Origin of the sequence: Rhodococcus maanshanensis NBRC 100610 (assembly GCF_001894865.1) — a bacterium.
Classification (GTDB): Bacteria; Actinomycetota; Actinomycetes; order Mycobacteriales; family Mycobacteriaceae; genus Rhodococcus_G; species Rhodococcus_G maanshanensis.
The window spans coordinates 79,267-104,880 of sequence record NZ_BCXA01000030.1; the positions used below are offsets into that span (position 1 = coordinate 79,267).

Below are 25,614 nucleotides of genomic sequence, written 5' to 3' on the forward strand. Positions count from 1 at the left end.
GCCGCGGCTCCTGGTCTGCCCCCCGGCCCATGAATCGCGGCACCACGACCCGGCCACAACGCGACTGTGCGCGAGGTTCTCCACGAACCTCGCGCACAGTCGTGTCTCACACCGCTACCCGAGCACCAGCGAATCACCGTCGACCGAGACGTTCACCGGCACCGTGTCGCCGTCGTGAATCTCCCCGGCCAGCAACAGCTTCGCGAGCTGGTCGCCGATCGCCTGCTGGATCAGTCGGCGCAGCGGTCGGGCGCCGTACAGCGGGTCGTACCCGCGGTGCGCCAGCCACTCCTTCGCCGGCCCCGACACCTCCAGGCTCAACCTGCGGGCCGCGAGCCGCTTCGCCAGCTGCCCGAGCTGGATGTCGACGATCGACTCCAGCTGCTGCTCCGAGAGCGGATCGAAAATCACCACGTCGTCGAGCCGGTTGATGAACTCCGGCTTGAACGCGTGCCGCACCGCGTCCATCACCTGCTCCCGGGTGCCACCGGCGCCCAGGTTCGAGGTGAGGATCAGGATGGTGTTGCGGAAGTCGACCGTTCGGCCCTGACCGTCCGTCAGGCGCCCCTCGTCGAGCACCGCCAGCAGGATGTCGAAGACGTCCGGGTGCGCCTTCTCGACCTCGTCGAACAGCACCACCGTGTACGGCCGCCTGCGGACCGCCTCGGTGAGCTGACCGCCCTGGTCGTAGCCGACGTATCCCGGAGGAGCACCGACCAGCCGGGCCACGGAGTGCTTCTCGCTGTACTCGCTCATGTCGATCCGGACCATCGCCCGCTCGTCGTCGAACAGGAAGTCCGCCAACGCCTTCGCCAGCTCGGTCTTGCCGACACCCGTCGGGCCGAGGAACAGGAATGATCCGGTCGGCCGGTTCGGGTCGGCGACCCCTGCCCGCGCACGACGGACCGCATCGGACACCGCGATCACCGCTTCGTCCTGGCCGACGACCCGCTTGCCCAGCTCCGATTCCATCCGGAGCAGCTTGGCGGTCTCGCCCTCCATCATCCGGCCCGCGGGGATGCCGGTCCACGCCGACACGACATCGGCGACGTCGTCGGGCCCGACCTCCTCCTTGAGCATCACGTCACCGTCGCTGGCGCCGCCGGACGCCTCGACCGCGGCGTCGAGCTTGCGCTCCAGCTCGGGGATCCGGCCGTACCGCAGCTCGGCCGCCTTGCCCAGGTCGCCGTCCCGCTCGGCCCGATCCGACTCGCCGCGAAGCGCTTCCAGCTGTTCCTTGATCTCGCGGACGGAATCGATGGCCTGCTTCTCGTTCTGCCACCTGGTGCTCAGCTGACCCAGCTTCTCGCGGTCGTCGGCGAGTTCCTGGCGCAGCTTGACCAGCCGGGCCTTGGACGCCTCGTCGGTCTCCTTCTCGAGCGCCATCTCCTCGATCTCGAGCCGCCGCACCGTGCGCTCGACCTCGTCGATCTCGACGGGCCGGGAGTCGATCTCCATGCGCAGCCGCGACGCCGCCTCGTCGACCAGGTCGATCGCCTTGTCCGGCAGGAACCGGGAGGTGATGTAGCGGTCCGAGAGTGTCGCGGCCGCAACGAGAGCCGAGTCGGTGATGCGCACGCCGTGGTGCACCTCGTAGCGCTCCTTCAGGCCGCGCAGGATGCCGACGGTGTCCTCCACCGACGGCTCCCCGACCAGCACCTGCTGGAAGCGGCGCTCAAGGGCGGCGTCCTTCTCGATGTACTTGCGGTACTCCTCGAGGGTGGTGGCGCCGACCATCCGCAGCTCACCGCGGGCGAGCATCGGCTTGATCATGTTGCCCGCGTCCATCGCCGACTCGCCGGTCGCGCCGGCACCGACGATCGTGTGCAGCTCGTCGATGAAGGTGATCACCTGGCCGGCCGAGTTCTTGATGTCTTCCAGGACGGCCTTGAGCCGCTCCTCGAACTCGCCGCGGAACTTGGCGCCCGCGACCATCGAACCGAGGTCGAGGGAGACGACGGTCTTGCCGCGCAACGATTCCGGGACGTCGCCCGCCACGATGCGCTGGGCGAGACCCTCCACGATGGCGGTCTTGCCGACGCCGGGCTCACCGATGAGCACCGGGTTGTTCTTGGTGCGGCGGCTGAGCACCTGCACGACCCGCCGGATCTCGGTGTCGCGGCCGATGACGGGGTCGAGCTTGCCCGCCCTGGCGGCCTCGGTGAGATCGGTGCTGTACTTCTCCAGTGCCTGATAGGTGCCCTCGGGGTCGGGGCTGGTCACGCGCGCGCTGCCGCGCACGGCGGTGAAGGCCTCACGCAGCGCCTGCGGGGTTGCCCCGTGGCCGACAAGGAGTTTCGCGACGTCGGAGTCCCCGGAGGCCAACCCGACAAGAACGTGCTCGGTGGAGACGTACTCGTCGTCGAGCTCGGTGGCCAGGTGCTGGGCGGCGGTGAGCGCGGCAAGCGCCTCGCGGCCGAGCTGAGGCGTGGTGGTGGCCCCGGTGGTCTGCGGCAGCCGGTCCACGATCGCCTGGGCCTCGCGGTGCACGGCGGTCGGGTCGACGCCAACCGCCTTGAGCAGCGGGGCGGCGATGCCGTCGGTCTGGTCTAGCAGCGCGGCGAGCAGGTGCGCCGGACGGATGTCCGGGTTGCCCGCGGCGGAAGCAGACTGCAAGGCGGCGGTCAGTGCCGCCTGAGTCTTGGTGGTCGGAGAGAACGAGTCCACTGGTCACCCCTTCGGAAGACGTCGGTCGTCGCCGTCGAGCCTATGCAGGGCCACTCGGCGTTGTCACATGTTCCAACGCGCCAAAGGTTGAGTCTGTTCCGCTCAAGTTTGAGAATCTCGGGGCTGATGCGGTGTCGCTGGTCACAGCCCGAGGCCGACGCGATACCTCTCGAGCCGGTCCACGAGCTCCGCGGGGTGCGCCAGGGCGGGCAGGTGGCCGCTGTCCATCTCGTCGGGCGTGATCCCGAGCCGTTCGCGCACGACCCGACGCTGGAACTCGGCGGGGAACAGGCGGTCCTGCCGACACAGCAGGAACCGCGTCGGCACGTCCGGCCACGCGGGCAGCGGCCACGGCTTGCGGAACGGCGTCTCGGACTGTTCCCGCGCCCCGCCCGCCATCACCGCCGGGATCAGCTCCGGCGCCACGTCGTGCAGGAACATCGTGATCGGGTCGAACTCGGCGTCGGGGTCGCGTCCGTCCGCCACGTCCTGCGCGCGGCGAGCGGCCTTCTGTCCCGTGTTCGCCCACCAGTCGCCCGGCGCCTCGCCCGGAGCCGGGACCATCGCCGCGACCAGCACCATCAACGACACCGGCACCCGCTCACAGACCAGCGGCGCGGTGAACCCGGCCATCGACTGCGCCACCAGGATCAACCCGGTGCGGTGGCCGATCGCGTCGACCACCGCATCGGTGTACTCCGTGAGCCCGGCCGAGTCGTCGTCGCACGGCAGGTCCGGCGTCACCACGTCGTGCCCGGCAGCGCGCAGCGGGGGCGCCACGAACTGCCAATACGACGAGTCGGACCCGGCTCCGGGGATCAGCACGTAGGTGGCCATGGGCCGACGCTACGCCCGCGATCGCGCTACACCGCGCGTGCCGCGCCCTCCCAGTACTTCGCCCGCAGCGCCTTCTTGTCCAGCTTGCCGAGCGGGGTCAGCGGGAGCGCGTCGACGAAGTCGACCGTCTTCGGCGCGTGCACCGCACCCTTCGCGGCCTTCACCCGCTCGACCAGCTCGGCGACCTCCACCGTCGCGCCCGCGCGCAGGACCACGCAGGCCTTGACGGCCTCGCCCCACTTCTCGTCCGGCACACCGACAACGGCGACCGACGCGACCGCGGGGTGACCGGAGATGACGTCCTCGATCTCCCGGGGGAAGACATTGAAGCCGCCGGTGATGATCATGTCCTTCTTACGGTCGACGATGTACAGGAAGCCGTCCTTGTCCGCGCGGGCGACATCGCCGGTGTGCAGCCAGCCGCCGCGCAGCGCCTCTGCCGTCTCGGCCGGCTTCTTCCAGTAGCCCTGCATGACCAGCGGGCCGCGCACGCAGATCTCGCCGAGCTCGCCGCGGGGCACCTCGTTCAGGTCGTCGTCGAGCAGGCGCACGTCCAGCCAGGGCACCGGACGCCCACAGGAGGCCAGCCGCTCGAGGTTGGCGGGGTCGTGCTCCTCCTTGCGCATCACCGTGATGGTCATGCCGCACTCGGACTGACCGAAGTACTGGAAGAAGATCGGGCCCAGCTTCTCGATGCCCTCGACCAGACGCGCGGGCGACATCGCCGCAGCGCCGTAGTACAGCGTCTGCAGGCTGGAGAGGTCGCGCTTGGCCAGGTCCGGGTGGTCGAGCAGCATGTAGATCATCGTCGGCACGAGCATCGTCACGGTGATCTTGTGCTTCTCGATCGCCTCGAGGACGGCGCCCGGCTCGAAGGCGGGCAGCACCACAAGCGCACCGCCGCGCATCAGCGTGGGCACGAAGAACGCCATGCCCGCGTGCGAGAGCGGGGTGCAGGCGAGGAAGCGCATCTCGTCCGGCCACTGCCACTCGGCCATCTGGATCTGCGGCAGCGTCACGCCCGACTGGAACGTGTTGATCACGCCCTTCGGCTTGCCGGTGGTGCCGCCGGTGTAGACGATGCTGCTCGGGTCGGTACCGGCCACCTTCGCGGCGACGAGCCGCTCGGGGACGAAATCGCCCACCAGGGCCAGCAGGTCGACCCCGACCTCGGACGGGCCGAGCGAGAAGAAGTTCTTCAGCGACGGCACCGAGGCCTTGAGCTCCGCCGCGCGCCCCTCGAACGCGGTGGGGTCGAAGATCAGCGTCTCGATCTCGGAGTCCTCGAGGATGTAGCGGTGATCGTCGAGCGAGCCCATCGGCGCCAGCGCGGTGTTGCGGCAGCCGAGGATCATCGTGGACCCGACGCTGATGAGCACCTCGGGACGGTTCTTCGAGAGCATCGCGACCGTGGAGCCCGTGCCGATGCCGAGGGACTGCAGCGCCTGCACGAAGCAGCTGATCTGGTCGCGCATCTGCCCACCGGTGAGCACCACGTCCCCGAGGTAGAGGGCGGGGCGGTCCGCGTTGCGCTCCAGCGCAGTGATCAGCAGGTCCGCGGTGTATTGCGGGCGGTGCAGGTCGGCGAGCTCGTCGGTGGTCATTTCTTCTCCGCTCTGGCTGGGGGGCACGGCTGGCGGCCGCGGCCGTGCGCGTGGCACGCCTCACATTAGAACGCAAACTGACACATGTTCTAGTGGCAATCGCATTTGTGCAGGTGCCAACCCCGTCGCGATACCCTCTGGGCATGCAGAACACGGGTGTCGAAGAGCAGGTGTGGACCGCGACGGTGGTGGAGCACCATCGGCTGCGCACCGACCTCGCGGTCGTGCGGTTGGAGGGCGAGTTCGTCCCGTTCACCGCGGGGCAGTCGGTCGCGGTGACCGTGCCGCAGAACCCCCGGGTCTCGCGGCGCTACTCCCCCGCCCTGCCGCCCTCGCTCGACGGCAAGCTCGAGTTCCACGTCAGGACCGTGCCCGCAGGCTGGATCAGCGGCGCGATCGTCGGCGACACCGCCCCCGGCGACCAGTGGCAGATCAGCGAGCCGAGCGGACGCCTGTCGGTGGACGATTCGGGTCGGGACGTGGTGATGGTCGCGGGCGGCACCGGGCTCGCCCCGTTCCGCTCGATCATCCTCGAGCTCGCGCGGCGCCCGCGGCCGCCCCGGGTGTACCTGTTCGTCGGCGGCCGTCACCCGCGCGACCTCTACGGCTCCGACATGCTGTGGATCCTGGCCCAGCAGCTGGACTGGCTGACTGTGGTGCCTGTCGTGGAGAGCGTGCAGGACCCCGAGTGGGCCGACGAATGGCACGAGCACACCCGGGTGGACATCGGCTACGGCCCCGACGACATCATCGCGGGCACGCTCGCCGAGGTCGTCAGCTCGTACGGCGCCTACACCGACCACCAGGTATTGGTCTGCGGCTCCCCCGCCATGGTCCGCTTCACCCTGCGCGCCCTCATCGACAGCGGAACCCCCGCGGGCGCGATCCAGTTCGAATAGGCGCTCCGCGCCTGTGCGCGGTTGACGAGTCCAGGGACCCCTCAACCGCGCACGGGCGCGTCAGCGCCTCGTGCTGCCTGCGTCGACCGGGAGCGACACCGAGGTGATGTAGCGCGCCTCGTCGGAGGCCAGGAACAGCGCGGCGTTCGCGACGTCCACCGGCTCGACCCACGGGATCTCGAGCAGGTTCATCGTCGCGGCCGACTCGGCGAACTCCTCGCGCGTCGGCGGCCGGTCCAGATCGGGTCGGAACTTCGTCCGCACCGCGTCGTTCTGGATCATCGGGGTGTCGACGTTGGTGGGGTGCACGGTGTTGACGCGGACCTTGTGCGGCGCCAATTCCTTTGCCATCGAACGCATCAGCCCGACCACGCCGTGCTTGGCGGCGGTGTAGTGGGCGACGCCGACCAGGCCGCGCAGCCCGGCGATCGAGCTGGTGAGGATCATCGAGCCGCCGCCCCGCTCGATCAGGTGCGGGGCCGACACCGCGCACGTCTGCCACACCCCGGTCAGGTTCACGTCGAGCATGGTGTTCCAGGTCTGCTCGTCGAGGTCGAGCGCCGGGGCCGAGGAGGTGATGCCCGCGGTGGCACAGACGATGTCGAGACCGCCGAACGCCGAGGCCCCCGCGTCCACCGCAGCGGACAGCGCCGCCCGGTCGCGCACGTCGACCTCGAAAGCCTCTATCCGCCCGCCTGTTTCGCGGACGAGCGCCGCGGTCTCGGCGAGGTCAGCCGCGCTCGACGGCGGCGTGACCACCGTGTCGACCGGCCCGCACAGGTCGACGGCGATCACGTCGGCGCCCTCCTGCGCGAACCGCAGTGCCTGCGCCCGGCCGATGCCGCGGGCCGCGCCGGTCACCAGCGCGACCTTGCCGGCCACCCGTCCACTCGGAGTAGTCCCCGCTCGCGTCATCGTCACACCTTCTGCGTCAGGCCGGCGTCGACCACCAGCTCGGTTCCGGTGATGTACCGGGCTTCGTCGGATACCAGGAAGAGCAGGGCGTTGCTGACGTCGACGGATTCCACCCACGGCACCGGCAGCAGGTGGTTGCGGGCCAGCACCTCCATCACGTCCTCCACGGTGGGCTCAGCCAGGTCCGGCCGCAGCCGGGCGAAGGTCGCGGGGTTCAGCGTCATCGCGGTGCCGACCGCGCCGGGCAGCAGGGCATTGACGCGGATCGACTTCGGCCCCAGCTCATTCGCGAGTGTCCGCATCAGCCCGATGACGGCGTGCTTACTCGCCGAGTAGTGGGCGGCGCCCGCGACGGCCTTGATGCCGGCCGTCGAGCTGACGATGACCACCGACCCGCCCTCGGCGCCGATCGACGGGGCCGCGGCCTTGATCGTGTGCCAGACCCCGGTCAGGTTGATGTCAAGGGAGCGCTGCCACACCGGGGCGTCGATGGTCCAGGCCGGGCCCGGGTTGTCGCAGACGCCCGCGTTCGCGACCACGACGTCGAGCCGGCCCAGTTCGGCCACGCCCGCGTCCACCCCCGCCTGCACCGCGGCGAGGTCACGCACGTCCGCCCCGGCCACCGCCGTCCGCCTGCCCGTCGCGGCCACCAGCCGGGCGGTCTCCGCCAGGTCGGCCGCCGCGCCGGGGAGGTCCATCGCGATGATGTCCGCGCCCTCCTCGGCCAGACGGACCGCATGGATGCGTCCCATTCCGTTGCCGGCGCCGGTGATGAGCGCGACCTTGCCCGCCATACGAGACATCGGTGTCCCCTTCCACGTCTACAGCCGACGCTAAGGGGCAGGCCGCGGGGCTGACACACGCTCTCCCGCGCAGCGGGAGGTCCTGGCGAACTCCGCCTGCCGCGGTCGGTTTCGGGGCAGTATTCGACCGAATCCGACGACTAGGAAGGCACACCGTGCACACCGCTTTCATCCGCGTGAAGGTCGCCCCTGCCGCGGCCGACCGGGCGGCGCTCGCCATGCTCGCGCTGGTCGAGCCGACGCTCGCCGAACCCGGTTGCGTCACATACGAGTTCTACCGCGATCACGACGATCCGTCGCTGTTCCTGTGTTTCGAACACTGGCAGTCGCGTGAGGCGCTCGACGACCACGGCTCCACACCGCACGTCACCGCGTTCCTCGCCGAGTTCGGACCGGTGATCGAGCGCTGGGAGTCCAACCACGCCAGCGCGTTGGCCTGACACCCGCGCCGACCGCGTCCCCGCCCGTGGGGCCGCGGTCGGCGTTGGCGCTACCCGCCGACCCGCCCGAAGTACGCGTCCCGCAGGACCGCGAGGTCGTCGATGTCACCGGCATCGGCGTCCATCACCACCCGCCCGATGTCGAGCACGGTGACGTGGTCGGCCACGCTCATCGCCGCCTCGACCGCCTGCTCGACGAGCAGCACCGCCAGCCCGGCCTCCTTGAGCACGTTCACCCGCTCCATCACCTCGTTGACGATCACCGGCGCCAGACCGCCGGACGGCTCGTCGAGCAGCAGCAGCGTCGGCTCGGCCATCAGCGCCTGTCCGATGGCCAGCATCTGTTGCTGGCCACCGGACATCGAGCCCGCGAGCAGCCCGCGCTTCTCGCCGAGGATCGGGAACAGGTCGTAGATCCGCGCGACCTCCTGCTTGAGCGCGGACCGCCGCATCTTGCGGACGTAACCGCCGAGGATCAGGTTCTGCTCGACGGTCTGCCGGTGGAAGACCCGCTTGCCCTCCTGGACGTAGGCGATGCCCCGCCGGACCCGCTGGTGTGCGGGCAGCCGGGAGATGTCCTGGCCGTCGAACTCGACGGAACCCGCCGAGACCTTGTTCAGCCCGGAGATGGCGCGCAGGGTGCTGGTCTTACCCGCCCCGTTGCGACCGAGCAGCGCCGTCACCTTGCCGGGCCACACATCGATCGAGACATCCCAGACCACCCGCAGGTCGCCGTATCCGGACTCCAGGTTCCGCACGCTCAGTAGCGGTTTCGTGGTGGCTGCGGTCATGACTTCACCTCCGTGGACATCGCGGCCTCCTCGTCGGCGATGGTGCGCGCACCACCCGCCTCGACACTGACACCGAGGTACTCGCTGAGCACCCTCGGGTTCTGCTCGATCTCGGCCGGGCTCCCGTCCGCGATGACGGCCCCCTGGGCGAGCACCACGATGCGGTTCGCGAGCTCGAGGACGAGCCGGAAGTTGTGCTCCACCAACACCACCGTGGCGCCGGCGTCGCGCAGGTCGCGGATCAGGTCCGCGAGCCGCTCGACCTCGTCCTCGTCCAGGCCGGAGGCCACCTCGTCGAGCAACAGCACCCGGGGCCCCGCGACCACGGAGCGCGCCACCTCGAGCAACCTGCGCATGCCGAGCGGCAGCGCGGTGGCCGTCTCGTCACGCAGGTGCGACATCCCGACCATCTCGAGCGCGCGCTCCGCCTCGGCGAGGTCGGCGGCGCGCACCCTGCGGTACCGAGGCAGCCGCAGCACGGTGGCGAACATCGACACCCGGTCCGTGCTGTACCGGCCCGAGGCCACCGCCTCCAACACGGTCACGTGCTCCGGGATGTTCGGGGTCTGGAAGGTCCGGGCGACCCCGACCCTGGCCACCCGATCGGGAGACTGCCCCTGTACCTCGTTGTCGCCGACCAGGATCCGGCCGGAGTCCGGCTTGTAGAACCCACAGATCATGTTCAGCATGGTGGTCTTGCCCGACCCGTTCGGGCCGATCAGCGCGGTCACCTGACCGGGCTCGGCGGTCAGCGAGGCGCCGTCGAGGGCCTGGTTACCGCCGAACGCCTTGGCGATGCCCTCCACGACAAGGCGCTCGCCCACGATCGGGTCGACGACCGGTCGCGTTCCTTCGGCCGCGGGAGCGGCCGCGTGTGCACCGGTCAGTCCCGCTGCCCGGTCCAGCCGCGCCATCGCCGCCTTCCCGAGTTTCGCCAGGCCGCCGCTGAGCAGCACACCACCGACGATGAGGAACCCGCCGTAGAAGACCAGGGCGTACTCCTGGAAGTCCGCGGACTGATTGGGGCCGAGCTGCATGATCGCCGCGCCGACCACCGCGCCGTAGACGCTCGCCGCGCCACCGAGGATGCACGCCGCGAGAACCGCTGTGGCGAAGGTGAACCCGAACGCCTCCGGCGAGATGTACATGTCGATGTTCGCGAACAGGGCGCCTGCGAGTCCGGCCGGGAACGCGCCGATCGCGTAGCCGAGCAGCTTCATCCGGAACACCGAGACGCCGACCGACGAGGCCAGCACCGGGCTTTGCTTGAGGGTGCGGAAGGCGATGCCGTGGCGGGACACCACGAGGTTGCGCATCACCGCGAACCAGGCGATCGTGACGACCACGACCACCAGGTAGTACTCGTTGTTCTCGGGGTCGAGGACGTGGCCGAACAGGGTGGCGGGCTCGAGCCCGCTCAGGCCATTGCGCCCGCCGGTGGTCTCGCCGAACACCGCGATGATGTCGGGCACGAGCAGGACCAGGAAGAACGAGGTCATGGCCAGCGACCAACTGCCGAGTCGCAGACCGGGGATGCCGGTCACGATACCGACCGCCAGCGCGACCAGGCCAGCCGCGACGAGCTGCAGCACGATGTCGGTGTAGCCCGCGATGGACATCAGGCCTGCCGTGTAGGCGCCTGCCGCGTACATCGCGGCCTGGCCGAGCGCGAGTTCGCCTGCGTAGCCGAGGCTCAGGCTCAACCCGCTGACCACAAGGGCGAGGATGCAGGCGAGCTGCACCTGCCTGGTCATCGCGAAGTCGAGCCCGAGCGCGGGCAGGAGCAGCACGAGGACGGCGAGGGCGAGCGGATAGCTCCAACTCGGTACCGCCCGAAGGGAACGCCAGATCTGCATGTCACACCACCCGTTCCCGTACCCGGCCGAACAGCCCGGCCGGCCGAACCATGAGGATCGCGATCAGCACCACGAACACCGCGATGTTGCTGTACTGGCTGCCCAGTTCGAGCGCCGCGAAGGACTCGACCAGACCGACCGTGAGACCACCGACCAGTGCGCCCGGCAGGGAGCCGAAGCCGCCGATGGCCAGCGCCACGAAGCCCTTGATCGCCAGCGCGGAACCGAGCGTGGCCACCGCGAATGTCTTGGGTCCCACGAAGAGTCCCAGGAAACCGGCGAGCGCACCCGATGCGGCGAAGGCCCCGAGCGCGAGCGCGCGGACGTTCACCCCGCGCAGCATGGCGGCCTCCCGGTCCTCGGAGATGCCGAGCAGCGCGAGACCGGTGACGGTCTTCTTGCTGACCTGGCTGAGCAGCACCACGAGCACGATCGCGAGCACCAGCAGCGCGATCTCGACCGGGTAGGTGCGCCCGCCGAGCAAGGTGATCGCGTCGTTGGAGCCGAAGAACGGCACCGTCAACGGTTCGCTGCCCCAGATGAGCTGTGTCGCACCGCCTATGAGGGTCGCGGCTCCCAATGTCGTGACCAGTTGGTTCTGGTGGTCGTGTACCGGCCGGACGGCGATGATCTCCTCGAGTCCGGCGAGGATCATCACCGTCACGGTCGCCATCACGGCGACGACGAGAACCGGCAGCTTCAGCGTCACCAGGCCGGTGTACGCGACGAAGGTGCCGACCATCATCAGCTGCGCCTGCGCGAAGTTGAAGGTGTTGGACGAGATGAAGACGATGTTGTAGCCGATCGCCACGAGCGTGTAGACAGCGCCGAGTGCGAGACCCGACCAGACAATGGTCACCGCGAGCTCCTCTCGGTGGTGCGGCCGCGGGCGGCCGCACCACCGTCATCGTTCAGGGATGGACGGGTCAGGCGGCCGGGTTGCCGTACTGGCCGTTGAGCAGCTTGCTCGGCGGCACGAACCGGTAGCCGTCGTCCTCCAGGTTGGGCGCGTGCGATTCCGCCGAGTAGTGGTACCGCGGCAGGAAGGCCGTCTTGGCGTTGTCGAGGACCTCCTGGTTCTCCAGCGCCTCGGCGAGCGCCGTTGCGTCCGTGGTGGATCCGACCTTGGCCGCGGCCGCAGCGACGAGGCCGAACGGGTCGTAGTTGTCGGCGAGGATCAGCGTCGACGGGATCTGCCCCATCCCGGCCATGGTGGTGACCATGGCGTTGACCGCCGCGTCGTTCGCGTCGTAGACGGTGCTCGGGAACACCTGCATGACGAGGTTCGCGGTGGCGGGAGTGCCGAGGATCCCCTCCGGCGCGGGCTTGGCGACCAGCGCGGTGCCCGAGACCGAGGTGTTGCCGATCAGCGGGATGTTCCAGTCCAGGCGCTGCAGGCTCGTCAGCAGGTAGCCCAGCGGCGCCCCGTAGGCGTCGACGACCAGCGCCTGCGCGCCCTTGTTCTTGAGCGACTGGAGCTGGGCGGTCATGTCGAGGGCCGCGATGTCGTATTCCTCGGAGCCTGCCGCGCTCACGCCCTCCGCGGCGAGGGAGGATTCCATCGCCTTGCCGAAGGCCTCGCCGTAGGCGCTGCTGCCGTGGATGACGCCGACCTGCTGGTACCCCTTGCTCTTCGCGTGCCGCGCGATCGAGGCCGCGTAGTCGGAGGGCGACGGCGACAGGTCGAAGTTGAGCGGGAATTCCTCGGGGTCGGAGGAGTTCTCGGTGGGTCCGACGTTGAACGAGAGGATCTTGTTCTGCTTGAGGATCGGCAGGGTCGCGGCCGAGAGCGTGGACGGGCCCGAGTTGAGGTAGAGGTCCGGCTTGTTGCCGGAGGCGATCGCCTCGCGCAGGTTCGAGACGGCCTTGGTGGCGTCGCCGCCGTCGTCGACGACGGTGAGTTCGACCTGCCGACCACCGATTCCGCCGTTGCCGTTGACTGCCTCGACCCCGGCCTTCGCCGCGAGAATCGAGGTCTGGGAGTTCGCCGCGAGGGCGCCCTGGCCGCTGACCGCGCCGGTGACGAGCACCCGGTAGGGGCCGTCCGATCCGCTCTCGGAGCCGGAGCTCGATCCGGAACAACCCGCGAGCGCGACCGCGGACACGGCCAGCGCTGCCACGAGAGCGGAGTGCCGATTCTTCATGCAGATCTCCTCAAGTTGAATAAGCAAGCATTTGCTTGGCAAGCAACGCTATGGATCCAACCGGGTGACGTCAATCACTTTCCCGCTAGCCGGGACCTGAAAGATATTGATATGCAACGGTTTTGATATGTCGTGCTGCGGACACGGCATAGCGCTGGATGTCATCCCCACGACACCCAGCGCTTTCCGTCGGCCGAATGGCCGGGTCGTACCGTCCCTACTTGCCGTCAGGCACTCGCCTCGATGACCTCGAACCCCTTGTAGCCGGCGGCCGCGACCTCGGCAATGATCTCGCCATAGGCGCCGAATCCGCCGATGAACGGCATGAACACGCGCGGCTTCCCTGGGATGTTCGCGCCCATGTACCACGAGTTCGCGGTCGGCAGCAGCGTCTGCGCGGCCCGATCGGAGCACTCCTGCACCCAGGCGGCGGCCGCCTCGGGGGTGGCCTCGATCGCCACCGCGCCCCGCTCGTCGAGGTGGGCGATGGCATCCGCCACCCAGTTCACGTGCAGCTCGGAATGCAGCACCATGTTCGCCAGCACGGACACGCTGCCGGGGCCGGTCATGTTGAACAGGTTCGGGAAGCCGGCCACGCCGAGGCCGAGGTAGGTCTTCGGGCCCTCGGCCCACGCCTGCTTGAGGGTCTGGCCGTCGCGGCCGACGATGTTCAGCTTCTCCATCGACCCGGTCATCGCGTCGAACCCGGTCGCGAGGATCAGCGCATCGATCTCGTAGTGCTCGTCGGCGGTGCGCACGCCCGCCGCGTCGATGCTCTCGATCGGCGTCGCCTTGAGGTTCACCAGCGTGACGTTGTCACGGTTGTAGGTCTGGTAGTAGTTGGCGTCCGTGCAGATCCGCTTGGTGCCGATCGCGTGATCCTTCGGGATGAGCAGCTCCGCGATCTCCGGATCGTCGATCACCGCGCGGACCTTCTCCTCCCAGAAGGAGCGGGCAGTGTCGTTGGACTCGGCGTTGGTCACCTGATCCGGGAAGGTCTTGCTGTACAGCACGCCGCCGAGCTGCCAGCGCTTCTCGTAGGCCTCGCGCCGCTCCTCCTCCGACGCCTCCAGCGCCGACTTCGGATGCGCCTGGTGCGGCGAGCCGCCGCCGCTGAGGAACGAGAGCCGGCGACGCTCGGGGTAGTTCGCCTTCTGCGCGGCGCGGTCCTCGTCGCTGAGCGGCACGTTGCCTGCGGGCACGCTGTAGTTGGCGCTGCGCTGGAACACGTAGAGCTGCTCGGCCTGCTTGGCGACCTCGGGGATGGTCTGGATGCCGGAGGAGCCGGTGCCGATCACGCCGACCCGCTTGCCGGTGAAGTCGACGCCCTCGTGCGGCCAGTGTGCGGTGTGATAGACGCCGCCGTCGAAGGAATCGAGGCCCTCGATCGCGGGGATGTTCGCGTTCGACAGCGGACCGACCGCGAGGATGACGAAGCGCGCGGACACGGCGTCGCCCGCGTCGGTGCGGATCTCCCACCGCAGCGTCTGCTCGTCGAGCGCGATGTCGGTGACCCGGGTGCCGAACGTGATGTCGCGACGGAGGTCGTACCGGTCCGCGACGTGGTTGACGTACTCCAGGATCTCGGGCTGGGTGGCGTACTTCTCGCTCCAGTTCCACTCCTGCTGGAGCTCGGGGTCGAAGGAGTAGGAGTAGTCGACGCTCTCGACGTCGCAGCGCGCGCCCGGGTAGCGGTTCCAGTACCAGACGCCGCCGACCCCGTCGCCCGCCTCGAACACCCGCACCGACAGCCCGTCGCCGCGGAGCTTGTGGAGCGCGTAGAGACCCGCGAAGCCGGCGCCGACGACGACCACATCGACATCGGCGGCTGTGTCGGCCTGAGGGGAAGGGGTCCCTGCGGACGAAGCTGACTGGGCGCTCACGGTGACTGCCTTTCGCTGGAGACTCTCTCTCCAGCGACGCTATTTCGGCGGCGTCACCGAGGCATACCGCCCCTCCCGCTGACTGGGCGGTGCGTTGCCTGCGCGCGGATCAGTACAGCGGGTCGTGCCGCATGTTCTCGACCGGAACGCCCTTGGCCTGCAGCCGGAACTTGGCGGTCTGGATGGTCGAGGCGGACCCGACGATCTGCACGTCGTGGTTCGACCAGTCACCGAACTCGGCTGCGACGGCGCTGACCTTGCCGGTGATCCGCTTGTACATGCCCGCGGGCGGCGTCGGGATCGGGTCGAGGTGCCACCACGGGTTGGTGTCCTCCTCGGAGACCGGGACGACGGTGAGCCACGGGTTGGTCAGCGACAGCTGCCACAGGGTCTCGATGTCGTACAGGTCGCACGGGTAGTTGCCGCCGACGAACACGTGCACGTTCGGGTTGTTGGCGCGCATCGCCATCTCCATCAGCTGCGCGCGCAGCGGGGCGATGCCGGTGCCGGACCCGATCATCAGCATGTCGCGGTTCCTGGTGCGGTCGACGCCGAGCGCGCCGAGCGGGGAACCCATCAGCCAGGTGTCGCCGAGGTTGGTCTGGCCGACCATCGCCGGGCTCACCCAACCACCGGACACGCGGCGGACGTGGAACTCGATCTGCCCCTCGGGGTTCGCCGGGATGGCGGGCGAGAGGTAGCGCCACATCCGAGGGCGGCCCGGGACGGTGACACTGACGTACTGGCCGGCGCCGTACTCCATCGGCCGGTCCAGCTGCAGCCGGACCACAGCGACATCCTGGAGCACCTGCTTGTGCTCGACGACGGTGCCGGTCCAGGTGGCAGGCCCGTCCTCGGCGTTCGCGGCCTCCATCATCACCGAGGCGATCAGGGCGATGGCCTCGCGCCAGGCGTTGTCGACCTCGTCGGTCCACATCTCGTTGCCTGCGAAGTTCTTGAGCGCGAAGATGAGCGCGTTGCCGACCGCGGTGTAGTGCGCGTCGACGACGCCGTACTTGCGGTGGTCGCGGCCGAGCTGGGCGAGGAACAGGAGCACCGGCTCCGGGTCGTCGAGCTGGTCGATCACGTACGCGATCGCGTGGACGAGCCGCTCTCGCTGGGCCTCCATCGCGGCGGGGAAGAACTCGCGGACGTCCGGGTTGTTCGCGAACAAGACGGAGTAGAACGACTGGGTCAGTCGAGCTGGTCCGTCCTCGATTGCCGCCACGGCCTTGAAGGTCGTCCGGACAAGCGAAATAGCCGTTGAATCCACTGCAGAGTCCCCGTTCCGCATACAAACGCGGCCTGCGGTGTCCTCTGCAGGTCGCGTGGCCCCTCACGGCGGGTTGCCGTTGGGTGTGGGCGAGTCTAGCGAGGAATCGTCGCGACCGAAACACGTACCAGTAGAACGACCGTTCAAGTCGACCGCGGAGCCGTCTCACACTACGATCTTGATCGCTGTGAGGTCGCCGCGGGGGCGACAGAATGGAGTTCCGTCATCGTGGTCATCGCCTCGGGAGAGGAAGGGCTCCGCGACATCTCGGCCGCGAGCGCCAGGACGTCGACAACCGAGGACCTGGATCGACGGTTGCGAGAATGCACCGAGTTCTTCGCGCAGCCGGAGCTGGCGCACCTGCCAGCGGAACGGCACACGGCGGCGCTGGACGAGTTCGCGCTGACCGGGCGCTACGCGCACACCACCGAGGAACTCCTGGTCGGGGCGAAGCTCGCCTGGCGGAACCACGCGCGCTGCGTCGGACGCAATCACTGGCGCACCCTCAAGCTGATCGACGCCCGCAACGCGGTGACCGCGGCGGCACTGGCGGAGGCGTGCTGGGAACACCTGCGGGTCGCCACCAACGGCGGCGCGCTGCAGTCGGTGATCACCATCGGCCCGCGACCGCTGCCGGACGGCAGGGAGTTCCGCATCCTCAGCCCCCAGCTCATCCGCTACGCGGGGTACCGCAACGAGGACGGCAGCATCACCGGCGACCCGTGGCACGTCGCGCTCACCGAGCAGGTGACGAAGATGGGCTGGAAGGGCGAGGGCACCCGGTTCGACGTCCTGCCGCTGCTGATCTCGGTCCCCAACGAGCCGCTGCAGTGGTTCGAGGTGCCCGAGGACCTGGTTCTCGAGGTCCCGCTCGAGCACCCGAACTACAAGTGGTTCGCCAAGCTGGGCCTCAAGTGGCACGCGGTGCCCGCGGTGTCGAACATGGACCTGGAGATCGGCGGGCTCACCTACCCCTGCGCGCCCTTCAACGGCTGGTACGTGAGCACCGAGGTCGGTGCCCGCAACTTCAGCGACGAGGACAGGTACGACATGCTGCCCACCATCGCCAAGAAGCTGCGGCTCGACATGAGCTCGGATCGCACGCTGTGGAAGGACCGGGCACTGGTCGAGCTGAACCGGGCCGTCATCCACAGCTACCGGGAGGCGGGGGTGATCATGGTCGACCACCACACGGTGGCCAAGCAGTTCCTCGACTTCGTCGGCCGCGAGGAGAAGGCCGGGCGCACCTGCCCGACGGACTGGTCGTGGATCAACCCGCCGATGTCGGCGGCGTTGACGCCGACCTTCCACCGGCTCTACGACGCCCCCGATCTCGATGTCCGGCCGAACTTCGTCAGCCGGACACAGGCTTCCGGCTGCCCGATCTGATCCGTCACGGCGACGGGATCGTCGCCAGCACGCGGGTGCCCTCCCCCGGCGCCGACGTCAGCTCGAGGGTCCCGCCCAGATTCTCGATCCGGAGGAACTGCGAGGCCAGCCCGATGTGCCCCTCGGCGACGCGCGCGGGCAGATCGCCCGGGTCGAACCCGACACCGTCGTCGGCCACCTCGAGGGTGATGGCCGTTGCGGTCCGGGCCAACTGCAGCTCGACCCGGGTGGCGTGCGCATGCCTGTCGATGTTGCCGAGCGCCTCCCTGGCCACCCGATAGAGCAGCGACTGGCATTCCGGCCTGCCCACCTCCGCCAACCGCACCCGCATCTCGTAGCCGCGGCGCCCATACCCCTCGGCCAGCTCGCGCAGCGCCGCCGTCAGGCCCAACTGCTCGAGCACCTGCGGGTGCAGCGTGGTGACCGTCGAGCGGAGCTGCGTCGCGGTCTCGCGCAGCGCGGCCTCCGCGGCCACAAGGGCGGGGTCCCGGTCGCGCTCGATCGCCTCCTCGAGATCCATCCGGGCCGCGAGGACGTTCTGCAGCGGGCCGTCGTGCAGGTGCTCGGCCAGTCGCCTGCGCTCGCGCTCCTCCGCCCCCATCGACTCGGCGACCAGCTGGCGCCGCACGTCCAGCAACGCGATCACCGTCCCCGACCGGCGCACGAGGACGAAGGACAGCGCGGTGGTCGCGGCGGTGAGCCACAGCAGGAAACCGAAGTACAGGAACACGACTCCCGGCAGGTCGACGAGGTCGTCGCGGACCGCGTAGAAGATCCACACCAGCAGGTAGCCGACGGCCGTGCAGGTGCCGAGGCACGCCGTCAGCGCGGGCCGGTACTGGAACGCCACCGCCACCGGCAGCAGGAAGAACACCGGCAGCAGCGAGGAGGTCGCGCCGCCGGACGCCAGGCAGAGCGCGAGCAGCGCCGCGATGTCGACGCCGGTGGACGCCCAGCCCGCCCACGGCCGCACCTGCCTGCGCAGCACCACCACGAGCCACACCGCGGCCGCGACGGCGTATCCGAGCAGGACCAGCCGGAACACGGTCGGCATCCAGTGCTCGATGCGGACGACGGGGCCGAGCAGCGCGATCAGCGCGATCAGCGGGAGCCGCAGGAAGGCGGTGACCCGCACGGCCTCCGTCGCGTACCGCTCGACGACGCGGTCCCGGTCGCGGCCCGCCACGTCACTCCAGCAATCCCCGGCGCATGGCCTCGGCCACCGCCGCCGCGCGGTCGCTCACCCCCAGCTTCTCGTACAGCCGCTGCACGTGGGTCTTGACGGTGGACGGCGCCAGGAACAGCTCGCCCGCGATGGCCGGGATCGTCAGCCCGCGGGCGATCGCCGCCAGCACCTCCCGCTCGCGGGCGCTGAGCGCCGGGCCGGTGGGCTCGGCGTGCCGCCTGACCTCGCCGAGCAGGCCCGCGGCCAGGCCGGCGGGGAGCACGTCGCGCCCCTTCGCGCAGTCGAGGACCGCGGCCACGATCTCCGCCCGCGTCGACTCCTTGGGCAGGAACCCGGCAGCGCCCTCCTGCACGGCGTGGTACACGATCGCGGACTCGTCGTGCGCGGAGAGCAGCAGCACCCGGGTGCCCAGCTCGTCGCGGCGCACGGCGGCCGCGACCTGGCTCCCGTCGAGCCGAGGCATCCGGTAATCGAGCAGCGCGACGTGCGGTCGGTGTTCCCTGATCAGCGCCAGCGCCGCGGCCCCGTCCTCGGCTTCCCCCACCACCTCGACATCGCCGCTCCCGACGAGCGCCCGGACGACGCCGTCCCGAAAGAGCGGATGATCGTCGGCCACCACGACGCGCACCTTCTCGACCATCGCTCACCACGACCCGAGAACGGTCATGGCCAACTGTCTCACGGGTCCTCCTCCGCGACCAGGCGATTTGAGCATTCACCGGATCTGGAGATGAATTGACTACAAGCCACTGCTAATTAGTCGGGCGAACGAGAACCTGATGCCGGGTGGCCGTCCTACAGTGCAGATGTGCGCAGATTGGAGTCTGCTTACACGGCCGCGGGGGCGTTCCGGCCACAACCAGGGGGTATCGAATTGAGAATCAACGAACATGTCGTGCGTTGCGTGCCGGATCGATGGCTTGGACGCCTTTTGAAGCACTCAGAGCTACTAAAATTTCTGATCGTGGGGGCGATCACCTTCGTTACCACGGTGGCGATCTTCTTCGGACTCAAATGGACGGTCCTTCCGGCCAATCCAGTCACGGCGAATATCGTCGCAGTCCTGGTATCAACGATCCTGTCGTACATTCTGAACAGCGAATGGTCTTTTGCCGAACGGGGAGGCCGACCCAAGCATCACGAAGCGGCCTTGTTCTTCGGAGTCGCGGGGGTGGGGATAGTCCTCAATCAGATACCTTTGTGGATTTCACGCTACGCACTCGATTACAGAACTCCAGATGTCTCCTTCCTCGCGGAGAACATCGCCGATTTCATCAGCGGGGCAATCTTGGGGACATTGATAGCCACAGCATTCCGCTGGTGGGCCATGAAGCGTTTCGTGTTCGTGACATCCGATGCCCAAACGGATTCCCCGCTGGAATCGAAAGAATGGGAGCATCACTGATTCTGCACGTGAATCTCCGTCAAACCGAGGCACTGCTACGTTGACGGCGGACAGGTCGTTCGTGGTGCTGATCGACACCATCTGAAGATACGTAACAACTCTCGCAGAGTCGCTGTTCAGCGCTCGTGCCGGGGCTTCCAGACGACCAGCGCGTTGTTGCGCGGAATCGGCACCAGGTCGCGCCGGTAGCTGGCGTGCACCTGGGCGATCTCGGTCGCCATCTCGGTGACCCGCCGTTGCAGCGCCTCCACCTGGTTGGTCAGCTCGATGATCCGCTTGATGCCCGCCAGGTTGACACCCTCGTCCTGGGACAGCCGCTGCACCTCGCGCAGCAGGGCCACGTCCCTCGGCGAGTAGCGGCGTCCCCCACCGGTGGTGCGGTGCGGGGTCACCAGGCCGAGCCGGTCGTAGTTTCGCAGCGTCTGGGCGTGCATGCCCGCCAGTTCCGCGGCCACCGAGATCACGAAGACCTGGGCGTCCGGGTCCGCGGGCACCTCAGGCCCCCGGGGCGCGGTCATCACGCACCCGCCCAGCCCGCACGCGGATCGAATCCGCTGGCCTTCTCGGCCGACAGATAGGTCTGCAGCGCCTCGGTGGCGGTCTCGTCGAGATCCTGCGGCACCGCGACCTTGACGGTCACGAGCAGATCGCCCGCACCGCCGCTGCGCTTGGGCACCCCGCGTCCGCGCACCCGGAGGATCCGGCCGTCGACGGTCCCCGCAGGGATCTTGACGCCGACCCGGCCTTCGAGGGTGGGGACGGAGACCGTGGTGCCGAGCACCAGTTCGCCGTAACTGACCGGCACGGTGACGGTGAGGTCGTCGCCGTTGCGGCCGAACACCTTGTCCGGCTTGACGTGCACGGTGACGTACAGGTCGCCCGACGGCGCGCCGCGCAGGCCCGCCTCGCCCTGTCCTGCCAGCCTGATCCGCTGCCCGTCGCTCACGCCCTGCGGAATCCGGACGGTGAGGCTGCGGGTGCGGTTCTGCACACCGGTGCCGTGGCAGTCGGTGCACGGGTCGTCGATGATCGAGCCGGTGCCGCGGCAGTCGTCGCACGGCTCACTGAACCCGAACGCGCCCTGGTTCCTGCTGACGATTCCGGAACCGTTGCAGCGCGGGCAGACCCGCGGGCTGGTGCCGGGCTTCGCCCCACTGCCGTGGCAGGTGGTGCATGAGGCCGGGCTGGTCAGGCGCAACGGCACCGTCACGCCCGTCGCGGCCTCGCGGAAGGGCAGGGTGGTCTCGGCCTCGACGTCGCTGCCCCGCTGCGGGCGGGTGCCTGCTCCGGTCCGAGTGCCCGCGCCACCGCGACCGCCGAACAGGCCGCCGAAGATGTCGCCGATGCCGCCGTCGCCCGCGGTGTAGCTGGTGCCACCGCCGAACAGGTCGCCGATGTTGAACTCGCTGCCGCCGAAACCGCCGCCCGCCGTGGTGTACTCGGCGCCGGGGCGGTAACCGCCGCGGCCGAAGCCGCCGCTGGCGAACAGCCTGCGGGCCTCGTCGTACTCCTTGCGCTTGGCCGTATCGGAGAGCACGGCGTACGCCTCGCTCACGGCCTTGAACCGCTCCTCGGCCGCCGTGTCACCGGGGTTGGCGTCGGGATGCAGGTCCCGTGCCAGCTTCCGGTAGGACTTCTTGATCTCGTCCGCCGAAGCATCAGAGGAGACGCCCAGCTCCTTGTAGAAGTCCTTCTCGATCCACTCCCGCTCACTCACCGGGCGTCTCCTCCTCTCGTTGCTTCCTGTGTAACTACTCCGCGGCCTCGTTCGGCGCAGGCGCGCCGTCCGTGACCGTCACCATCGCCGTCCGCAGGATCCGCTCGCCGAGGCGGTAGCCCTTGCGGAGGACCGTCCCGAGCACCGGATTGTCGCCGTCGCCCTCGACCTGCACGGCCTCGTGCAGCTCCGGGGAGAAGGTGTCACCCTCCTCGCCGAAGGCCGCGAGGCCGAGACCGTCGAGCACCCCGGCGAGCTTGTCGGACAGTGCCTTCAGCGGGCCCGACTCCAGGTCACCGTGCGCACGCGCCCGGTCCAGGTCGTCCACCACGTCGAGGAACTTGCCGACCACGGAGGCCCGCTCGGCCGCGACGGCCTGGTCGATCCGGACGAGCGCGTTACGGCGAATGTTGGCGATCTCCGCCTTCGCGTAGCCCAGTTCGGTGCTGGCCTTCTCTAGCTCCGAGGACAGCGTGAGCAGCTCGTCCACGGTGTCCTCGGTGTCAGCCGCGGCCCCGGCCGCCGCATCAGCGGCGGCCGGGGTCTCGGTGTCGACTACTGGTTCGCGGTCGGCGTCGCGTTCGGTCACTTCTTGTCCTGATCGGACGGCTCGTCCACGACCTCGGCGTCGACGACGTCGTCGCCCTGGCTCGGGCCTGCGCCATCGGTGCCTGCCGCGGCCTCGTCGGCCTGTGCCTTGTAGATCGCCTCGCCAAGGGCCTGGGACTCGGTGGCGAGCTTCTCCACCGCGGACTTCACCGCGGAGATGTCGCTGCCGGCAAGGGCGGTGTTGGCCTCCGTGATAGCGGCCTCGACCTTCTCCTTGACGTCCGCGGGCACCTTGTCCTCGTTGTCCTTGATGAACTTCTCGGTCTGGTGCACCAGCGACTCGGCCTGGTTGCGGACCTCGGCCTCCTCGCGGCGGGCCTTGTCCTCCTCGGCGTGCGCCTCGGCGTCCTTGACCATCCGCTCGATCTCCTCCTTGGACAGGCCGGAGCCGTCCTGGATCTTGATCGTGTTCTCCTTGCCGGTGCCCTTGTCCTTCGCGGTCACGTGCACGATGCCGTTGGCATCGATGTCGAAGGTGACCTCGATCTGCGGCACGCCGCGCGGGGCCGGCGGGATGCCCGCGAGCTCGAAGGATCCCAGGAGCTTGTTGTGCGAGGCGATCTCGCGCTCACCCTGGAACACCTGGATCTGCACCGACGGCTGGTTGTCGTCCGCCGTGGTGAAGGTCTCCGAGCGCTTGGTCGGGATGGTGGTGTTGCGCTCGATGAGCTTGGTCATCACGCCACCCTTGGTCTCGATGCCGAGGGAGAGCGGGGTGACGTCGAGGAGCAGCACGTCCTTGACCTCGCCCTTGAGGACGCCGGCCTGCAGGGCGGCGCCGATGGCGACGACCTCGTCCGGGTTCACGCCCTTGTTGGGCTCACGGCCGCCGGTCAGCTCGCGGACCAGGTCCGAGACGGCGGGCATGCGGGTGGAGCCACCGACGAGCACGACGTTGTCGATGTCCTTGACCGAGATACCGCTGTCCTTGATCACGGCCTGGAACGGCGCACGGGTGCGGTCGAGCAGGTCGGAGGTGATCTTCTGGAACTCGGCGCGGGTCAGCTGCTCGTCGAGGAACAGCGGGTTCTTGTCCGCGTCAACGGTGATGTAGGGCAGGTTGATCGAGGTGCTCTGCGAGGAGGACAGCTCGATCTTCGCCTTCTCGGCAGCCTCGCGCAGACGCTGCAGGGCCATCTTGTCCTTGGTCAGGTCGATGCCCGAGGTGGCCTTGAACTTGTCGACGAGCCAGGAGACGATGCGCTCGTCCCAGTCGTCGCCACCGAGGTGGTTGTCGCCGGAGGTCGCGCGGACCTCGACGACGCCGTCGCCGATCTCGAGCAGGGACACGTCGAAGGTGCCGCCGCCGAGGTCGAAGACCAGGATGGTCTGTTCCTTCTCGCCCTTGTCCAGGCCGTACGCGAGCGCGGCCGCGGTGGGCTCGTTGACGATGCGGAGCACGTTGAGGCCGGCGATCTGGCCGGCTTCCTTGGTGGCCTGACGCTGCGCGTCCTCGAAGTACGCGGGCACGGTGATGACGGCGTCGGTGATCTCCTCACCGAGGTACGCCTCCGCGTCACGCTTGAGCTTCATGAGCGTGCGCGCGCTGATCTCCTGCGACGTGTACTTCTTGCCGTCGATCTCGACATTCCAGTCGGTACCGACGTGGCGCTTGACCGAGCGGATGGTGCGGTCGACGTTCGTGACCGCCTGGTTCTTCGCGGGCTGGCCGACCAGCACCTCACCGTTCTTGGCGAAGGCGACGATCGACGGGGTCGTGCGCGAGCCCTCGGAGTTGGCGACCACTACGGGCTCGCCGCCTTCGAGTACAGACACGACCGAGTTGGTGGTCCCGAGGTCGATTCCGACCGCACGAGCCATAGTGTTCCTCCTACTTGTCGCAGCACCCCCGGCGACGAAGGCGCCGGGGCTGGTTGTGCTGGCATTTCTTGGCCATCTCACCCTAAGTGAGTGCTACACGCTCAAGTTTGCAACCCATCAGCGTGGGAGTCAAGCTCGAACTTGAGTCTGGTTCACTCAAGGTTGTCGAAATGGTCAACGGGGACGGTTCGGGTTTTGTTCCCGGGACACGGGTGTGTCGCCCGCCACAATCGGTCACGGAAGCGGGATGAGCGCTTCCACCCCTTCTGGTGATGGTGTGCGGCCGACGACCGCCATAGCGTTGGAAGTGTCCGGCGACCCTCGGCCGCACCACCACACACGAAATGGTCTGTCGTCATGTCCACCAACCGAATCACCGCGGCCGTCCGCGCCGCTGCCGTCACCGCCCTGATCGGCCTGCCCGCGCTCGGGTTCGCCGGCGCCGCCGTCGCGCATCCCGGTGGCGTGCACCCGCCCGCCGTCGATCCGATCGTCGGGTCCGAGGGCGGACCGTGTTCGGAGAATCGGGTCGGCGTCGACGGGGACACCGGCAACCAGCTCGCCTGTGTCCACAGCCCCGACGGGGGCGTCTGGACCGGCACCAACGGAGCTATCAACGGCGTCCACGACTTCGGGTCGCCCTGCGACTCCTCGGTCGAAGACAGGTCACAGACGCGAGACGGCAGGGTGATCACGTGCACCCCGGGCGAAAACGTGTGGGAGTACGGCGCCTAGCGAGGCTCGGCCTACGATCCCAAGCATGGACAACGCAGGCGAGCAGGAGTTCGGAGTCCCGCCCCAGGCCGCACCCCCGCAGCCGCCGCACCGCCCGCAGCCGCCGCGCCCGGAGTTCTCCGCAACCCCGCTGCGCCCGGCGCCGACCGACACCACGCCGCGCGCGATCACCGTCGCCCGGTCCGCCTGGATCGGCTCGTTCGCCGTCCTGATCGGCATCGGCGCCGCGACCGCGCTCAAGCTCACCGCGGTCCGCGACGCGCTCGAGTCCGCGTTGTCCGCCGAACGGCCGGGCACCTCCAACCGCGACATCGCCGACACCGTCTCGGTCACCCTGCTGGGCTGCGCATCGGCCGCCGCGCTGCTGCTGGTCGCCGGACTGATCTGTCTGCACCTGCTCGGCGGGCGACGCAACGCGGCCCGGCTCGCCCTCGCGGTGGTCGGCGTCGTCTCCGTCGCCGCCGCGATCGTGTTCTGGTCGCTCATGGTCGAGGCGGGCGAGGCCTCCGGTGGCGTGCTGGAGTGGGCCCCGCTCGTCTACGCCGGACTGGTGGCCGTCGGCGTCGCGGCGCTTTTCGCCCCCGGAGTGAGCCGCTGGCTCCGGCACTGACCGCCGAGGCCACCGCGAATCCCCCACGTT

At 69.0% G+C, this 25,614-nt stretch carries 23 protein-coding genes; 6 read left to right on the plus strand and 17 right to left on the minus strand.

Features of this window, described 5'->3' with window-relative positions; all coding sequences use genetic code 11:
- Positions 1 to 114: 114 nt before the first annotated feature.
- The 3 genes from clpB to RM1_RS15655 form a co-directional block, all read right to left on the minus strand.
- A complete protein-coding gene (gene clpB, locus RM1_RS15645) occupies positions 115 to 2,667 on the minus strand; it encodes an ATP-dependent chaperone ClpB (RefSeq protein WP_072752574.1) in 2,553 nt (850 codons plus the stop codon).
- Positions 2,668 to 2,808: 141 nt separating this feature from the next.
- Positions 2,809 to 3,504, minus strand: coding sequence for an alpha/beta fold hydrolase (locus tag RM1_RS15650; RefSeq protein ID WP_072752576.1), 696 nt, complete (start codon positions 3,502 to 3,504; stop codon positions 2,809 to 2,811).
- A 26-nt stretch (positions 3,505 to 3,530) separates the two neighbouring features.
- On the minus strand, positions 3,531 to 5,108 hold the full coding sequence (locus tag RM1_RS15655) for an AMP-binding protein (protein WP_027501639.1): 1,578 nt from the start codon (positions 5,106 to 5,108) through the stop codon (positions 3,531 to 3,533).
- A gap of 143 nt (positions 5,109 to 5,251) precedes the next feature.
- On the opposite strand from RM1_RS15655, the gene RM1_RS15660 reads away from it, so the two are divergent.
- On the plus strand, positions 5,252 to 6,007 hold the full coding sequence (locus RM1_RS15660) for an FAD-binding oxidoreductase (RefSeq protein WP_072752578.1): 756 nt from the start codon (positions 5,252 to 5,254) through the stop codon (positions 6,005 to 6,007).
- 60 nt (positions 6,008 to 6,067) lie between these two features.
- Here RM1_RS15660 and RM1_RS15665 read toward each other — a convergent pair whose 3' ends face one another.
- Complete coding sequence (locus RM1_RS15665; RefSeq protein WP_072752580.1) at positions 6,068 to 6,922, minus strand: mycofactocin-coupled SDR family oxidoreductase; 855 nt, start codon at positions 6,920 to 6,922, stop codon at positions 6,068 to 6,070.
- 2 nt (positions 6,923 to 6,924) lie between these two features.
- Positions 6,925 to 7,725, minus strand: a complete 801-nt coding sequence (locus RM1_RS15670; protein ID WP_072752582.1) for a mycofactocin-coupled SDR family oxidoreductase — start codon at positions 7,723 to 7,725, stop codon at positions 6,925 to 6,927.
- Between the two features lie 155 nt (positions 7,726 to 7,880).
- Between RM1_RS15670 and RM1_RS15675 the strand changes: the two genes are divergently transcribed.
- Positions 7,881 to 8,165, plus strand: a complete 285-nt coding sequence (locus RM1_RS15675) for a putative quinol monooxygenase (protein ID WP_072752584.1) — start codon at positions 7,881 to 7,883, stop codon at positions 8,163 to 8,165.
- 50 nt (positions 8,166 to 8,215) lie between these two features.
- Here RM1_RS15675 and RM1_RS15680 read toward each other — a convergent pair whose 3' ends face one another.
- The 6 genes from RM1_RS15680 to RM1_RS15705 all read right to left on the minus strand — a co-directional run bounded on the left by RM1_RS15680 (position 8,216) and on the right by RM1_RS15705 (position 16,112).
- Complete coding sequence (locus tag RM1_RS15680) at positions 8,216 to 8,956, minus strand: ABC transporter ATP-binding protein (RefSeq protein ID WP_072752586.1); 741 nt, start codon at positions 8,954 to 8,956, stop codon at positions 8,216 to 8,218.
- Positions 8,953 to 10,812, minus strand: coding sequence for a branched-chain amino acid ABC transporter ATP-binding protein/permease (locus RM1_RS15685; protein WP_072752588.1), 1,860 nt, complete (start codon positions 10,810 to 10,812; stop codon positions 8,953 to 8,955). Before RM1_RS15685 ends, RM1_RS15680 begins: the two co-directional genes overlap by 4 nt.
- A gap of 1 nt (position 10,813) precedes the next feature.
- Complete coding sequence (locus RM1_RS15690) at positions 10,814 to 11,671, minus strand: branched-chain amino acid ABC transporter permease (RefSeq protein ID WP_072752590.1); 858 nt, start codon at positions 11,669 to 11,671, stop codon at positions 10,814 to 10,816.
- Between the two features lie 67 nt (positions 11,672 to 11,738).
- Positions 11,739 to 12,956, minus strand: a complete 1,218-nt coding sequence (locus tag RM1_RS15695) for an ABC transporter substrate-binding protein (RefSeq protein ID WP_072752592.1) — start codon at positions 12,954 to 12,956, stop codon at positions 11,739 to 11,741.
- 227 nt (positions 12,957 to 13,183) lie between these two features.
- A complete protein-coding gene (locus RM1_RS15700) occupies positions 13,184 to 14,770 on the minus strand; it encodes a flavin-containing monooxygenase (protein WP_072752594.1) in 1,587 nt (528 codons plus the stop codon).
- A 178-nt stretch (positions 14,771 to 14,948) separates the two neighbouring features.
- Complete coding sequence (locus RM1_RS15705; RefSeq protein WP_072752596.1) at positions 14,949 to 16,112, minus strand: globin domain-containing protein; 1,164 nt, start codon at positions 16,110 to 16,112, stop codon at positions 14,949 to 14,951.
- Positions 16,113 to 16,376: 264 nt separating this feature from the next.
- Between RM1_RS15705 and RM1_RS15710 the strand changes: the two genes are divergently transcribed.
- A complete protein-coding gene (locus tag RM1_RS15710) occupies positions 16,377 to 17,501 on the plus strand; it encodes a nitric oxide synthase oxygenase (RefSeq protein ID WP_072752646.1) in 1,125 nt (374 codons plus the stop codon).
- Positions 17,502 to 17,505: 4 nt separating this feature from the next.
- On the opposite strand, the gene RM1_RS15715 is transcribed toward RM1_RS15710, so the two are convergent.
- Positions 17,506 to 18,687, minus strand: a complete 1,182-nt coding sequence (locus RM1_RS15715; protein ID WP_072752598.1) for a sensor histidine kinase — start codon at positions 18,685 to 18,687, stop codon at positions 17,506 to 17,508.
- 1 nt (position 18,688) lies between these two features.
- Positions 18,689 to 19,327, minus strand: coding sequence for a response regulator transcription factor (locus tag RM1_RS15720; RefSeq protein WP_072752600.1), 639 nt, complete (start codon positions 19,325 to 19,327; stop codon positions 18,689 to 18,691).
- Positions 19,328 to 19,495: 168 nt separating this feature from the next.
- Here RM1_RS15720 and RM1_RS15725 point away from each other — a divergent pair, with 168 nt between their 5' ends.
- Positions 19,496 to 20,092, plus strand: a complete 597-nt coding sequence (locus tag RM1_RS15725) for a GtrA family protein (protein ID WP_343286932.1) — start codon at positions 19,496 to 19,498, stop codon at positions 20,090 to 20,092.
- A gap of 116 nt (positions 20,093 to 20,208) precedes the next feature.
- Here RM1_RS15725 and RM1_RS15730 read toward each other — a convergent pair whose 3' ends face one another.
- The 4 genes from RM1_RS15730 to dnaK are packed head-to-tail and all read right to left on the minus strand — an operon-like array spanning position 20,209 to position 24,239.
- Positions 20,209 to 20,610: a heat shock protein transcriptional repressor HspR gene (locus tag RM1_RS15730; protein WP_072752604.1), complete on the minus strand. Its 402-nt coding sequence runs from the start codon at positions 20,608 to 20,610 to the stop codon at positions 20,209 to 20,211.
- Positions 20,610 to 21,809 carry a molecular chaperone DnaJ gene (dnaJ, locus tag RM1_RS15735; RefSeq protein ID WP_027501624.1) on the minus strand — a complete coding sequence of 400 codons (1,200 nt, stop codon included), beginning with the start codon at positions 21,807 to 21,809 and terminating at the stop codon, positions 20,610 to 20,612. Before dnaJ ends, RM1_RS15730 begins: the two co-directional genes overlap by 1 nt.
- Before the next feature lie 34 nt (positions 21,810 to 21,843).
- The gene (gene grpE, locus RM1_RS15740; RefSeq protein WP_072752606.1) at positions 21,844 to 22,398 is read right to left on the minus strand and encodes a nucleotide exchange factor GrpE; all 555 of its coding nucleotides are present in this window, start codon (positions 22,396 to 22,398) and stop codon (positions 21,844 to 21,846) included.
- Positions 22,395 to 24,239 carry a molecular chaperone DnaK gene (gene dnaK, locus RM1_RS15745; protein WP_072752608.1) on the minus strand — a complete coding sequence of 615 codons (1,845 nt, stop codon included), beginning with the start codon at positions 24,237 to 24,239 and terminating at the stop codon, positions 22,395 to 22,397. The genes grpE and dnaK overlap by 4 nt, the downstream gene beginning before the upstream one ends.
- A 357-nt stretch (positions 24,240 to 24,596) precedes the next feature.
- On the opposite strand from dnaK, the gene RM1_RS15750 reads away from it, so the two are divergent.
- A complete protein-coding gene (locus RM1_RS15750) occupies positions 24,597 to 24,974 on the plus strand; it encodes a hypothetical protein (RefSeq protein WP_072752610.1) in 378 nt (125 codons plus the stop codon).
- Between the two features lie 25 nt (positions 24,975 to 24,999).
- Entirely contained in the window at positions 25,000 to 25,584 is a 585-nt protein-coding gene (locus tag RM1_RS15755) for a hypothetical protein (RefSeq protein ID WP_072752612.1), read from the plus strand.
- Positions 25,585 to 25,614: the final 30 nt, after the last annotated feature.

Bases quoted from the DNA above. Each gene is read 5' to 3' on its own strand.
- RM1_RS15650 (WP_072752576.1), bottom strand. From the start codon at position 3,504: ATGGCCACCTACGTGCTGATCCCCGGAGCCGGGTCCGACTCGTCGTAT.
- RM1_RS15655 (WP_027501639.1), bottom strand. From the start codon at position 5,108: ATGACCACCGACGAGCTCGCCGACCTGCACCGCCCGCAATACACCGCG.
- RM1_RS15660 (WP_072752578.1), top strand. From the start codon at position 5,252: ATGCAGAACACGGGTGTCGAAGAGCAGGTGTGGACCGCGACGGTGGTG.
- RM1_RS15665 (WP_072752580.1), bottom strand. From the start codon at position 6,922: ATGACGCGAGCGGGGACTACTCCGAGTGGACGGGTGGCCGGCAAGGTC.
- RM1_RS15670 (WP_072752582.1), bottom strand. From the start codon at position 7,725: ATGTCTCGTATGGCGGGCAAGGTCGCGCTCATCACCGGCGCCGGCAAC.
- RM1_RS15680 (WP_072752586.1), bottom strand. From the start codon at position 8,956: ATGACCGCAGCCACCACGAAACCGCTACTGAGCGTGCGGAACCTGGAG.
- RM1_RS15685 (WP_072752588.1), bottom strand. From the start codon at position 10,812: ATGCAGATCTGGCGTTCCCTTCGGGCGGTACCGAGTTGGAGCTATCCG.
- RM1_RS15695 (WP_072752592.1), bottom strand. From the start codon at position 12,956: ATGAAGAATCGGCACTCCGCTCTCGTGGCAGCGCTGGCCGTGTCCGCG.
- RM1_RS15720 (WP_072752600.1), bottom strand. From the start codon at position 19,327: ATGGTCGAGAAGGTGCGCGTCGTGGTGGCCGACGATCATCCGCTCTTT.
- RM1_RS15730 (WP_072752604.1), bottom strand. From the start codon at position 20,610: ATGACCGCGCCCCGGGGGCCTGAGGTGCCCGCGGACCCGGACGCCCAG.
- dnaK (WP_072752608.1), bottom strand. From the start codon at position 24,239: ATGGCTCGTGCGGTCGGAATCGACCTCGGGACCACCAACTCGGTCGTG.
- RM1_RS15750 (WP_072752610.1), top strand. From the start codon at position 24,597: ATGTCCACCAACCGAATCACCGCGGCCGTCCGCGCCGCTGCCGTCACC.
- RM1_RS15755 (WP_072752612.1), top strand. From the start codon at position 25,000: ATGGACAACGCAGGCGAGCAGGAGTTCGGAGTCCCGCCCCAGGCCGCA.